Source organism: Bacillus sp. T2.9-1, from assembly GCF_950097965.1.
GTDB classification, from domain to species: Bacteria; Bacillota; Bacilli; order Bacillales; family Cytobacillaceae; genus Niallia; species Niallia hominis.
The window spans coordinates 109723-123177 of record NZ_CATNHG010000097.1; the positions used below are offsets into that span (position 1 = coordinate 109723).

14 protein-coding genes are annotated in these 13455 nt (G+C 35.3%); 5 read left to right on the forward strand and 9 right to left on the reverse strand.

All coding sequences use genetic code 11. The features are described 5' to 3' along the window. Positions 1–30: 30 nt before the first annotated feature. The 7 genes from QQZ16_RS13875 to QQZ16_RS23175 form a co-directional block, all read right to left on the reverse strand. Positions 31–801, reverse strand: coding sequence for a MerR family transcriptional regulator (locus QQZ16_RS13875; RefSeq protein WP_235248340.1), 771 nt, complete (start codon positions 799–801; stop codon positions 31–33). A gap of 176 nt (positions 802–977) precedes the next feature. Continuing rightward, complete coding sequence (locus QQZ16_RS13880) at positions 978–1691, reverse strand: GntR family transcriptional regulator (protein WP_031538929.1); 714 nt, start codon at positions 1689–1691, stop codon at positions 978–980. A 291-nt stretch (positions 1692–1982) separates the two neighbouring features. After that, complete coding sequence (locus QQZ16_RS13885; protein WP_284561428.1) at positions 1983–2699, reverse strand: DsbA family oxidoreductase; 717 nt, start codon at positions 2697–2699, stop codon at positions 1983–1985. A gap of 133 nt (positions 2700–2832) precedes the next feature. Then, positions 2833–3474 (reverse strand): nitroreductase family protein, encoded by a 642-nt coding sequence (locus QQZ16_RS13890; protein ID WP_446715455.1) that lies wholly within the window; start codon positions 3472–3474, stop codon positions 2833–2835. Positions 3475–3576: 102 nt separating this feature from the next. Further along, on the reverse strand, positions 3577–4110 hold the full coding sequence (locus tag QQZ16_RS13895) for an NADPH-dependent FMN reductase (protein ID WP_031538932.1): 534 nt from the start codon (positions 4108–4110) through the stop codon (positions 3577–3579). Positions 4111–4259: 149 nt separating this feature from the next. Continuing rightward, a complete protein-coding gene (locus QQZ16_RS13900) occupies positions 4260–5447 on the reverse strand; it encodes an aminotransferase-like domain-containing protein (RefSeq protein ID WP_031538933.1) in 1188 nt (395 codons plus the stop codon). Between the two features lie 234 nt (positions 5448–5681). Continuing rightward, on the reverse strand, positions 5682–6845 hold the full coding sequence (locus QQZ16_RS23175; protein WP_342395200.1) for a GNAT family N-acetyltransferase: 1164 nt from the start codon (positions 6843–6845) through the stop codon (positions 5682–5684). Positions 6846–7089: 244 nt separating this feature from the next. Here QQZ16_RS23175 and QQZ16_RS13915 point away from each other — a divergent pair, with 244 nt between their 5' ends. The 5 genes from QQZ16_RS13915 to QQZ16_RS13935 all read left to right on the forward strand — a co-directional run bounded on the left by QQZ16_RS13915 (position 7090) and on the right by QQZ16_RS13935 (position 11399). After that, complete coding sequence (locus tag QQZ16_RS13915) at positions 7090–7281, forward strand: hypothetical protein (protein ID WP_031538935.1); 192 nt, start codon at positions 7090–7092, stop codon at positions 7279–7281. Positions 7282–8076: 795 nt separating this feature from the next. Then, positions 8077–8667, forward strand: coding sequence for an MEDS domain-containing protein (locus QQZ16_RS13920; RefSeq protein WP_235248346.1), 591 nt, complete (start codon positions 8077–8079; stop codon positions 8665–8667). Positions 8668–9128: 461 nt separating this feature from the next. Continuing rightward, positions 9129–9905: an amino acid ABC transporter substrate-binding protein gene (locus tag QQZ16_RS13925; protein ID WP_031538463.1), complete on the forward strand. Its 777-nt coding sequence runs from the start codon at positions 9129–9131 to the stop codon at positions 9903–9905. 72 nt (positions 9906–9977) lie between these two features. Further along, positions 9978–10637, forward strand: coding sequence for an amino acid ABC transporter permease (locus QQZ16_RS13930; RefSeq protein ID WP_235248355.1), 660 nt, complete (start codon positions 9978–9980; stop codon positions 10635–10637). Positions 10638–10652: 15 nt separating this feature from the next. Further along, complete coding sequence (locus tag QQZ16_RS13935; RefSeq protein ID WP_268817798.1) at positions 10653–11399, forward strand: amino acid ABC transporter ATP-binding protein; 747 nt, start codon at positions 10653–10655, stop codon at positions 11397–11399. A gap of 76 nt (positions 11400–11475) precedes the next feature. Here the strand turns inward: QQZ16_RS13935 and QQZ16_RS13940 are convergent, their stop codons facing one another. Together QQZ16_RS13940 and fabG are read right to left on the reverse strand one after the other, a co-directional pair. Next, positions 11476–12666, reverse strand: coding sequence for a thiolase family protein (locus tag QQZ16_RS13940; protein WP_235248357.1), 1191 nt, complete (start codon positions 12664–12666; stop codon positions 11476–11478). A gap of 44 nt (positions 12667–12710) precedes the next feature. Continuing rightward, positions 12711–13451: a 3-oxoacyl-ACP reductase FabG gene (gene fabG / locus QQZ16_RS13945; protein ID WP_235248359.1), complete on the reverse strand. Its 741-nt coding sequence runs from the start codon at positions 13449–13451 to the stop codon at positions 12711–12713. Positions 13452–13455: the final 4 nt, after the last annotated feature.

The window sequence follows — 13455 nt, forward strand, 5'->3', positions numbered from 1 at the left end:
TGGAAGACAATCAAGGAGTTTTTTCTTTAGTTAACTTTTAGAAGCCATCCCGGTATAAATCAAAATAGCATCCCGCAAAAAAGCTGTAGCTCCTACTTGCACTTTGTCATAATAGGAGGTAAATCTTTCATCAGCAACATACATTTCTGCAAGTCCCGCATGTGCCTCCTTCGTGTATTCTGGCCATGTGAAGGAAAGCCATTGCTTGTGCAACCCTGCTGTTTTTTGCCCAGCCTCTCCAGCAGGATTGCCTTCTTTTAAGGCTTCTTGTAAGGTAGAAAATAATGTCTTCTCCACTTCAACCATGCTTCGATAATCATTTTCTGACATATTCATTAATTTAGCATTAGATTGGTCTATCATCTCTTCCCCATACTTTTCTCTTATTTCTTTGCCATACTTCGCCTCGTTATCTTCTATCATTTTCTTTTTAAAGCCCACAAATTTTTCTTGATTAGACATCGTCCTACTCCCTTCTATTGTTTCCATCGTTTTTTCTACATTTGCAATTAACAGATGTAGCTGTTCTTTTTTAGCCAGGAGTTTTTCGTGATGTTCCTTTAATGCTTGTTTGACATCAAAAGTAGGAGAAGCCATCATATTCTTTATAGTCTCTAATGGAACATCTAGCTCACGGTAAAACAGAATTTGCTGTAATTTATCTACCTCATTTTGTCCATAGATACGATATCCTGATGAATTGATTCTCGCCGGCTTGAGAATGCCTATTTCATCATAATATCGCAATGTTCTTGTACTTACTCCTGCTAACTTACCTAATGCATGTACGGTGTATTCCATCTGTTCCCCTCCTGACTCTTTCATCGTAAACGTTGACGCAACGTAAATGTAAATAGTTTTTCTTTATATTTTTTAATTTTCAATAATCTACACTAAGAAAAAAGCAGCTATCGAAAGAACTTCACCTTCCTGATAGCTGCTCTATTTTTCATTTCTTTGAATAGAAATCCTTTCACCTAACGTTTTAAATTTACGGTTGTTACCTCAAATTTATCATAGCGGTGACGGGAAAATGAATATTCAAATGGAATGCCATTATTTAAATAGCCAACATGTTCTACTTCAAGGATAGGGTCATCTAATTCACATGCAAGATGTTCATGATCTAGCTCTGTGGATTTACATGCTCTAATTTTCCGATGCGATCCAGCAATCGTTAGTCCTAATGTTTTCGTAATATGCTCATAAATGGATCCATATAAAACCTCGTCATTTAAACCTGATATAATGGTTGTTGGCATATAAGTAATTTCTAAGACATATGGTTCGTCTTTCACTGATCTCAATCTAATGATATGATACACTGGTGTTTTTATATCAATTGCCAAATGTGCCGCAACCTCTTCTGAGGGAAAATGAACTTCAAATGTAATGATTTTACTCGCTATTTTCTCTCCATCTAATAGCTTGGATAATCCAGTGATTTCATTTGACAAAACATTTACTCTACTGGCATGTAGAGCAGATTGAACGATAAAGGTACCATGTCCTCTTTTACGATAAAGAAGTCCTTCCATCACAAGTTTATCCAATGCCCTTTTCATTGTCATTCTGCTGCAGGAAAACTCTTTAGATAATGTAATCTCATCAGGTATAGGATGATCCAATGGATAAAAGTTTTCTTTAATTCGACGTTTAACTTCAATTGCTATCGCTTCATACTTATTCATAAACGAGCCACCTTAATTAGAAAAAATAATTCTATATATTTTATTTGCAATATCTTTTAATCTTATAATGAATAGATAATGATATTTTAATTATAAGCATTTGAACTTAAAAGTCTATACTTTAAAAACTTACGCTTGTTATATCTATTTATAGTATAGTACATTTTTTTATAAAGCGCATACTTTTTTAAAAACGCTTTCAATTAAATTCATTCCGAATGATTGAAAAGAAAAAGAGATAGCCATTGTTTTGACTATCTCTTTTCCTTATTCACTTAAATACTCTATCCATTATTTCTTAGGAACTTCGCATCCTTCGTCTGTACAAACAGCACCTACTCCGGTAATGTCTTGAAATTTAGGGGCTGGATGGTCTTCCTGCCATACTTGTTCTAGGACACGCTTAAAAGTTTCAGTTGGTTGGGCTCCAGAAACTGAATATTTTTGATTGATGACAAAGAATGGAACACCTGTCACACCAATTTGTCCAGCTAGTGCTTCATCAATTCTGACATCATTTGCAAAGCTAGTGGCATCTGCTAATACTTTTTGTTGCTCTGCTTCTTCTAAGCCGACTGATTTACCAATTTCCACTAATACCTGATGATCACTTATTAGTTTTCCTTCTGTAAAGTAAGCATGCAATAATTTCTCTGTTAACTCTTTTTCTTTTCCAACCGTTTTCGCATATTTTGTTAAACGATGGGCGTCAAATGTGTTCGTTGGTTTCATGTTATCAAAATCATAGCTTAAACCTGTGCTTTCAGCTTGATTGCCAACATTTTCATTCGCATTCTTTGCTTCCTCGATACTCATTCTATATTTACCAGCAAGCGCCTCATGGATACTTTTTCCAGAGTAAACTTCTGCATTCGGATCTAGTTCAAAGCTCTTAAATTCAACCTCAACTTGGTCTTTGAAAGGAAATTGCTCTAACGCAATCTCTAAACGACGTTTGCCAATATAGCAAAAAGGGCAAACAAAGTCTGACCATACATCAATTTTCATTTTTCCACCTTCTTTATAATGATGCTATCATCCTAACACAATAGCAGGGATTTTACTTTGATTTTGCTTACGTCAGCGTCCATTTAAGCCAAATAGAAAAACTCCTATACTAGGAGCTTCTCTTAAAACAGCCTTATTTAAAAAGCTTTACGCGATCCTCTAGTGGCTTAAATTCTTTTTCACCTGGTTCTGCTGTTGGTTTACCAAATGGCATTTGTGCAACAAGCTTCCATGTAGAAGGAATTTTCCATTCTGCTTGTACGGTCTCATCAATAAGTGGGTTATAATGCTGCAAAGAAGCTCCATATCCTACTTCTTCCAAAGCAGTCCAAATGACCAATTGATGCATGGCGTTCGTTTGGTTTGCCCAAACTGGAAAATTCTCTGCGTATAACGCAAACTGCTTTTGTAATCCTTCTACTACTTCTTGATCTTCAAAAAATAAAATCGTTCCATATCCTGCTTTAAAGGAATTTAATTTTTCTTTTGTGGAAGAAAAGTTCTCCGCTGGAACAATTTTTTGTAACTCCCTTGCAGTGAGATCCCAAAGTTTATCATGTTGTTCGTTTAATAAAACCACTACTCTTGTACTTTGGGAATTGAAAGAAGATGGTGTATGCAACACAGCTTCATTCACAATATCTTGGATTTTTTCATCAGATGCTACTTGTTCTTTACTAATGCCATAATAAGAACGACGGTTTTTTATTGCTTCTAAAAATGCAGTCACTTTTCTCCTCCAGTCGAAAATTTTTTTCTTATTTATATTACCCATTTGTCTTATTATTAAAATATTTTTTCTAAAATTCTTCGACCAGATTTTCCCCTATAAGAAAAAAAGAGTAAGGCTTCAAAAGCCCTACTCTATGTATACAAATTATCCACGAATTGTTTTTAATGCTGTGCTCCAAGCTACTACTTGATCAAGCATTGCATTCATGTTCTCTAAATGAAGAGAAGATGGTTTAAATGTTGTGAAGTTTTCAAAATCAGTAAATAAAGAAAGCGTTGGATGAACTCGAACGTCAGCAATTTGCAATTCGCCTAAAATTCCTCGTAAATGCTCTGCTGCTCGTGCTCCACCTGTTGAACCATAGCTTACAATTCCAGCTGCTTTATTGTTCCAAGCTTCTCTTGCAGAATCTAAAGCATTTTTTAAAGCACCAGTTATACTGTGATTATATTCTGCAGCAACAAATACGAAGCCATCAAGGCTAGCTAACTTTTCATTCCAAGCTGCAACATTTTCTTGGCCTTCTGCTGAACCTAAAAATGGTAAATTAAAATCTGCAATATCAACGATTTCGTATTCAGCATCTCCACGCTTGTCAGCAATTTCTTTCACCCATGCTCCAACTTGTGGACTCACTCTTCCTTGACGTGTACTACCTAAGATAATTCCAATTTTCATCCTTTTAACCTCCGTATTTTTTGAAAATTTGTATTACTTTTTTATCCTAATACTGAGATTATTTAATTGCAAATAATATGACTTACTTATCATTAAAAAGTTATCAAAAGTAACTAACTTACGTTTTTCGTTATTTAAATAGTTGCTTCCTAACACATTTCCTTCACTATTTCCCCTAAACTTGTAATGCCTTTAATGATATTCTCTTCTGACATATACGAATAATTAATTCGGCAATGGTTTTTTTCTTGCATGTTAGGGAAAAAGCTTTCACCTGGCACGTAAGCTACTTTTGCGATTGGCAAACTACGTTCCTGCATAAGAATTTTTGTATCAATATGTTGTGGAAAAGTGAGCCATGTAAACAAACCGCCTTGCGGATATGTATAGGTAACACTTTTCGGAAAAGCTTCCTGTAGCGTTTGAAACATCAATTCTTTCTTATGTTTATACGTTTCTTTGATATGTGCGATATGCTCATCCAAATCATACATATCCATAAATCGATTCACTGCATACATATTTAAAGTAGAATTTTGCGTATCGGAAGCCATCTTTAATAAGCTTAGTTTCTCAGCTAATGCACGATCTGCAATTAACCAGCCAAGACGTAATCCTGGACTAAGAATTTTCGAAAAGCTTCCAATATGAATAACTCTTCCCTCTGTGTCAAAACTTTTAATAGATGGCATATCTTCTCCTTCGTATCGTATTTCACGATACGGACTATCTTCTACAATGACGACATTATATTTATTTGCTAAGTCTACTAAAGCCTTTCTTCTCTCTAAGCTCATCGTCACTCCTGTAGGATTCTGAAATTCAGGAACCGTATAGATAAGCTTCGCATTAGGATGCTTTTGTAATACAGCCTCAAGTTCGTCCATTCTCATACCATTTTCATCCATTGATACACCTATGTATTCTGGTTCATATGGATTAAATGCAGCAAGCGCACCTAAAAAAGTTGGATTCTCCGTTATAATAATATCTCCATAATCAATAAAAGCCTTGGCTGCAAGATCTAATCCTTGCTGTCCGCCCTGAATAATAAAAAGATTATCAACATCACAGCTTATGCCAATTTTCTTCACTCGGTTCACAAGCTTTTCCCTTAATGCCATTAATCCTTCTGTTCCTGTATATTGCAGCGCCAATTTTCCCTCTTCTAGTAGTACCTGATCGTATACTTTTCTTAATTTTTCAATTGGAAAAATCTCTGGATCTGGATATCCACCTCCAAATGAAATAATAGAAGGATCCGCCCCCAATTTTAGTAGTTCTCTGATAGCTGATGGTTTTACTCGTTCTATTCGATTGGCAAATTTGTAATTCATTACGCTTTTTCCTCCTTATGTCTTTCCCCTTCTACCTATTAGGTATGGAATTTTCAGTATATTCATTATAGATTATCATATAACACTTGCATATATAGTTATTATTTATTTGGATGGATATTCGTTTGGTTTATACCATAAACATAGAGACAGAGGCAACTTAAATTGGGCATTTTAGTACATAATAGAAAAGACTTTCTCTCACCAAAGAGAGGACTTTACTATTCAACCGATTTAAATGGTAGATGGAGTTTTCCTTTTTATCTGCTTTTCCATATTAACTGTTTTAACTAGTTTTCCATTTGGATTGTTTGCCTCTTCTTCTTTTGTTATGATAAATCCCAATTTTTCGTATAAACTTATATTCTTTCGTACATTTGCTCTAACTTTACACACCATTTTCTGCTTTCCGTTTAATAATGCATATTCTTCCATCCATGCTAACATTTCTTGCGCAATCCCTTTCCCTCTTGCTGAAGGAGTAACGGAAAGTCTCGAAAAATAAAGAGAATCTCCTTTTAGCTGTAAACGGGAGGAACCAAGAGGGATAGCATTTAATCGATAAAGAATTGCTTGCTCTGTTCCATTTTTGAGTGCATCTATTAATTTGTCTATTGGTTCATTCAGTGCACTTGAGGGCACCTCCATATATCGATAATCTTCAAACGCCTCTAGCATTAGCCTATGGACAAGAGGAGCCTCATCCTCTGTCACAAGATTAATTTGCTGTTTTCTCTCATTCTTTCTCCCTATTAAAATATCAGTTAATTGATCGATACTCTCCACAATATAGGTTGCATTTGCCTTGTGTAGCTCTTCATATGAGCCATAGCCATATGTAACTCCTATCGAATCAATACCTACATTTTTTGCTCCAATGATATCATGCTCCCTATCCCCTATCATCACAAAGTCACTCAGCTGATAAGACGGATATAAATCTACTATGTATTGAATAATTTCTGTTTTTGAAGTTCTAGTCCCATCGAGATTACTGCCAATGATTTGCGTAAAATATTGCTCGATTTGAAAATATTTCAAAATCGTCTCCGCAAAAATAGTTGGTTTGGAAGTGGCAACAATTAAAATGCAACCTTCTTTTTGTAATAAGTCGAGTAACATCGATATACTTGGATATAATTCATTTTCAAACATTCCGCTTTGCGAAAATCGCTTTCTATATAGTGCTATGGCCTGATTCGTTATTTCCTCGTTGTAACCATAGTATTTTGGAAAAGATTCTTGTAGTGGCGGACCAATAAACCTTTCTAATTTATCTAAATCAGGTTCTTCTTTCCCAAGCTTTTGCAATGCATATTGAACAGATTTCGTGATTCCTTCTTTAGGATCTGAAATTGTTCCATCTAAATCAAATAATATGAGTTCGTACTTACACATGCCCCCACCCCTTTTATAAATAAATAAATCTTAATCTTCAGTCACTTATCCTTTTGCCCATTATAACGAATTGGGCATTTTGCCACAATAAGCAATTATGGAACAAATCAAAACATAATCATTAACTATGAAATAAATCCACCTTAACCACTTGGAATAGTCAACTTGTTAAGTTATAATGATATTATCAATACTTCTTTGATATCTTCGAAAAATGAAATAGATTAAATTAGGGGGAATTACAATGGTTTATTACGATAAAACGAAATCCATTAAAAATATTCTCATTCAAAAGATTGTTTGTAATAGCGGCTTATCCTCTGAAATGTTGGAGCATTTATCCATAGCAGAGTTAAATGAGAAACTTAATAAAGACTTCCCTTATACCCACCCTCATAATGGGTCCGGTTCTCTAAAGTGGAAAAATATTCGCTAGCCCTTTGTCGGACCCTTTTTTCATTATTACCCGTTATACAAATCGAGGCTGGGACATAAGCATTTCAGCTAATAATATAGACAAACTTTCATATGGTTAATACACATGAAAATTCGTGTTTAGCAGTTGGGAAAAAAGTTTAAAAACGAAGGGGATTGAGCTGAAGGCACTCGACTCCTGCGGGAAATAGAGGAAAGGCTGAGACCCCGCAGCGCATGCGAGGAGGGCACTGAAAAAGTCTAGTTCTCCAAATTAAATGAGGTTTTATTTATTTGAAAGCAAATAATAAGTTGGTTTGGAGAGGTGTCCGCTCGACTCCTACGGGAGATGCGAGAAAGTCCGAGACCCTGCAGGAGCGTGAGCTGTGAAGCGGCTCGGCGCTCGCCCCGGTGAGTCGTGCGGTAAGCCTCGGAAAACAAAAGCCTACACTAAGTTAGAATGGTTTGGTAACTACCGATTCACCAGGTAATCACTTTTTCAGTGGCCTCAAGTGCAGTGTCTGTAGCGCAATGGAACGACTTATTTTTACACTTGACTATATTTAAAACATAGCTAATCATCATGAGAAATTAGCTTTATTTAAGAGTTAACTTAGAGATTGTTCGTCTTTAAAAATTAGTTATTTAGTTTTGTCCCAGCCTTTTCCTAAACTTTCAACTCTCAGTTATCCAATTAGAGGATAATCGAAAAATTCTTCTTATCTTTCGGCTTCTGCTTATTTCCCCCAATATCTGAGACTTACTTTTATTAGAAAATCTACTATAATGGAATTAGAAAAAAGGGAGAGGTGCTTAATTGGAATATATAAAGAGGCAATTTTTAGAAGGGAAAGAAAAATTACATGTATTATTTTTTTATATCGATAGGAAAAACTATATGGAGGAAGTAATTCAGTTTATCCATACTGGGATTGATGCAGGTGATTATATTATTCTAGTTGAGAATGAACGGAATTTCAAAAGGATTTATGAGAAATTAACATTTATCCTTACTTCTGAACAAATGAAACAGCTACATTATGTTAATAGTTTAGATTTTTATTTTTCAAGCGGCGGGTATCATCCTCCAGCAATCACAGAATATTTCAATAAAACCGTTCAGCCATATGTAGATAATAATATATCTTTTCGATCATGGGCACATGTTGAATGGGCAACGATGGAGGAGCCTTTCCACTTAATAGGCGAATTAGAAAAAATTATTGATCAAGCAGTCAATCAGATTTCCTTTCCACTAGTCTGTGCGTATGGACAACTAAAAATGCCAAATTTTTTATCAACACTTTTATTGGAAACCCATCCTTACATATTGAAAAAAGATACACTTATATCATCTAAAAAGTACATAATAAATGCACCTTTTAATACAAATAATGATAGGGAGTAAATCCTATCTTAGCTTTGCGGGGGAGATAGCGAATAGCTATTCATCATTGATCGCTAATTCCCTGTTGCAGCAACTATCACCTCTACCTATTCTTGGTTATTAACCGTAATGAAACTATTTCCATCTAGTTATATGTTAAGCGTATTTTTTATAGGTTTCGCCTATGTAATCTCCCGCACCAATCCACTCAAGTTTTTAGTACTTCTTTTTCTTTATAATTCCTAAGTCATCCACTAATAAGAAAGAGTATTTTTTTGGATAATTCCTCCAACAAATCCTTTACTCTACTAATATACTAAAATATTTTATTGACAATTACTTTTTTAATATGGTAAATTCTATTCATTGGTTTATCACTCTAATATATTATCGAACTAAAGTATTTTTGGTGAGAGCCTGATTTTTAATAGATTTATCTTAAAAAATACAAACTTCAATTCATAAAGGTGGCTTTATACAACATGAAACGTTTAGCAATTAATTTACTTATTTTAGCATCTGTATTCTTCATTTTTACAGCTTGTTCAAATAATTCATCTGATAAAAAGGAAGATACTTTAGTAATTGGAATTGATGATAAATTCGCTCCAATGGGATTTAGAGATGAAGATAATGAAATCGTTGGTTTCGATATAGATTATGCGAAAGCAGCTGCTGAAAAAATGGATATGTCAGTAGAATTCCAACCAATCGATTGGAAAACAAAGGAATCCGAATTAAGTAGCGGTCGAATTGACCTAATTTGGAATGGATATACTATAACGGATGAACGGAAAGAAAAAGTACTTTTCACAAAGCCTTATTTAAAAAATGCACAAGTAGTCGTAACATTAACTGATTCAAACATAACAAAATTAGATGATTTAGAAGGAAAAGTTGTTGGGCTACAATCTCTTTCTTCTGCATCTGATGCATTAGATAGCAATCCGATTAAATCAAAAATTAAAGAAGTTACCGAGTTTTCCGATAACGTATTAGCCTTAAGTGATTTAAAATCTGGTCGTTTGGATGCAGTCGTTATTGATGAAATTGTTATTGATTATTATATGACAAAAGAGCAAGATACCTTTAAAGTGCTTGAAGAGTCCCTTGCTCCAGAAGAATATGGAATTGGTGTTAAAAAAGGCAATGAAGCTTTATTAGAAAAACTTCAAAAAGCACTTGATGAGATGAATGAAGATGGAACAGCCGCTAAAGTTTCGGAAAAATGGTTTGGAGAAAATAAAGTATTAAAGTAAACTCGCAAATGAATCGTAAACAAAACAGGATTTCTTTACGAAACCCTGTTTTGTTTTGTTGGAGGAAGAGAAATGTCGTTTGATTATATTATGTCGATACTAAAACCAATGTTAGAAGGAGCACAAGCAACCGTTCTTTTATTTATTATTGCTATTGTGGTATCCATTCCACTAGGTTTTCTTTTAACTCTTGCTATAAGATCTAGTATCAAACCAATTGCTTGGCTGGCAAGTTATTATGTTTACATCATGCGTGGAACCCCTTTATTACTGCAATTATTATTTATTTGCTTTGGATTACCCATGATTCCAGGAATCGGAGAATACTTGGTGTTAGATCGTTTTGTAGCTGCCTCTCTAGGCTTTATTTTGAATTATGCAGCCTATTTTGCGGAAATTTTCCGTGGAGGTCTACTTGCTATCGATAAAGGTCAGTTTGAAGCTTCTCAAGTTCTCGGTTTAAATAAATGGCAAACAACAACGCGTGTTGTGCTGCCACAAATGTTTCGCATTGCCCTTCCTGCTGTTGCAAATGAGTCGGTTACATTAGTGAAAGATACAGCCTTGCTCTATGCTGTTGCTGTCCCAGAATTACTTCACTTTGCGCAAACTGCTGTAAATCGGGATTTTACGATTATTCCATTTTTCATCGCAGGGATTATTTATTTAATCATGACTCTACTATTAACAGCACTATTTAAATGGCTGGAGCGTAGATTTAAATTTGAATAAGAAGGACGGATTTTTATGGCAATCATCGAAATAGAGAATATTAAAAAATCATACGACAAGGTCGATGTATTAAAGCAAATTACCTTTGAAGTCAATAACAATGATGTCGTTGCGGTTATTGGTCCATCTGGTTCTGGAAAAAGTACGATGCTCCGTTGTCTTGTCGATTTAGAAAAAATAGATGGTGGTAGTATTCGTGTTTGTGGGGAAGAGTTAGTGAAAGACGGAATCTACTCACCGCCCCAAAAAATTAAACAGATTACGACAAAGATGGGAATGGTGTTTCAGCATTTCAATCTTTTTCCACATCTTACCGTCAAAGAAAATATTGAACTTGCACCGAAATTAGTCAAGAAAGAATCAGCCGCTACCATTCATGACAGAAGCATGAAAATACTGGAGAAAATCGGGCTTTCCAATTTCATAAACGTTTATCCAGCTAAACTATCAGGAGGACAAAAACAGCGCGTTGCCATAGCTCGGGCATTAATGATGGAACCAGAAATTTTGCTGTTTGATGAACCAACATCTGCACTAGACCCTGAATTAACTGGTGAAGTGTTAGAAGTGATGAAAGACTTAGCAGAAGAAAAAATGACGATGATAGTCGTTACCCATGAAATGGGATTTGCCAAGGAAGTCGCAAACAAAGTCATCTTCATGGACAATGGGGTAATCGAAGAATCTGGACCTCCAAGTAGTCTCTTTACAAATCCTCAATCTTTGCGTACGAAAGCTTTTTTGAGTCGGAAATTGAAGTAATAAAAAAAACTACAATCAGAGAGGATTTACCATCTCCATTGATTGTAGTTTTTTTATTACATCAAAATACTAATCATCATTCACATCTTTCAAATAAAGCAGAAATTCCTTGCCCTCCACCTATACACATACTAATAATTCCTGTATTCTGATTAGTACGCTGCATTTCATACATCATTTTAACAGCCAATATCACACCAGTGGCCCCTACTGGATGACCTAAACTAATTGCGCCACCATTCACATTTACTTTATTTGGGTTAATCTCTAAATCTCTTATCACAGCAAATGCTTGGGAAGCGAAAGCCTCATTTATTTCAAAAAGGTCAATTTCCTGTAGATTCACTTTTAATTTTTTCGCTAATTTTTCCGTCGATAATTTAGGTGCATACCCCATAAGTTCTGGCTCATTTCCAGCAACAGCATACCCTTTTATTTTTAGAATCGGCTTAATCCCTAATTCTACTGCTTTTTCTTTTGACATCAATACGACTGCAGCTGCGCCATCATTAATACCTGAAGCATTCGCAGCAGTAACAGATCCATTCTCTTTAAAAGCAGGTTTCATTTTACTTAACTTTTCAATCGTCAATCCTGCTCTAGGATGCTCATCTGTGTCAAAATAAGATACATTGCCTTTACGATCCTTTAATTCGATAGGGACAATTTCATCTTTAAATTTCCCTTCTTCAATGGCTTTAATTGCCTTTTCCTGACTCTGTATCGAAAATTCATCCTGTTCCTTTCGGGAAACATGGTATCTTTCTGCCACATTTTCTGCTGTTGTTCCATTATGATAAGGTCCACCTGGCCATGTTAAAATAGTAAGTAATCCATCCTCTAAAACTCCATTCCCCATTTTATATCCAAAGCGTGATCCCTTATCATAATAAGGTAATTGGGACATATTTTCTGTTCCACAAGCAACTACTACATCTGCATTACCTGTTTGAATTTCTAACATTCCATCGACAATTGCTTGCAAGCCTGAACCACATTGTCTATTAACGGAATAGGCTGTCGTTTCTAATGGTAAGTCTGCCTTTAATGATACTACTCTACCAATAAATCCATTTTCAGCAATTTGCCCTACATTTCCTACTATTAATTCATCCACTTCATTTGATGAGATTCCAGCTTTTATAACAGCATCTTTCACAACCGTTGCTGCTAAATCTGTAACATGAATATCTTTTAGACTACCACCAAATTTTCCAATCGCAGTTCTTGAACCTGAAACGATTACCACTTCTTTCAAATTTGCCATTTTACATTCCCCTCTTCCTAGAATAATGTCTTTTGAAATATGAGTTAAAGAATCATTCCACCGCCGACATTTATTACTTCTCCTGTAATATAGGAGGCTTCATCAGATGCCAAGAATGCAACCATATTCGCCACATCAGAAGGACTCCCCGCACGCTTCATCGGAATCTTGGAAACCATTATATCCCAAACCTTTTCAGGAACACCTCGTGTCATATCTGTCTCAATAAACCCTGGACAAATCGCATTACAAGTAATATTTTTTATCGCTAATTCTCTCGAAGCTGTCTTTGTTAATCCCACAACTCCCGCCTTTGAAGCTGCATAGTTTGCCTGGCCAAAGTTACCTAACCAACTAGCAGATGAAATGGAAATGATTCTACCATACTCTTTTTCTCTCATAAGTAATGCCGCTTCTTGTGTACAAAAAAACGTTCCTGTTAAATTCACATCAATGACTTGTTGCCATTGATCAACCGTCATCTTATGAATGGTTACATCTCTGTTAATCCCAGCATTATTAACTAAAATATCAACTGTATCAAACTCTCGTACTGTATAAGCAAAAAGATTCTTCACTTCTTCTTGATTCGCTATATTTGTTGCACAGTACGCTGCTTCATATCCCTTTTCAGTAAATTCATTTACTACATCCCTACAAGCTTCCTCTGAAATATCAGCAATTACTACTGTTGCTCCTTCCTTGCAAAGCTTTTCGGCAATTCCTTTTCCTAGCCCTCTAGCTGCACCTGTAACAATAGAAACTTTATCGTGTAATCTGCCCATTTAT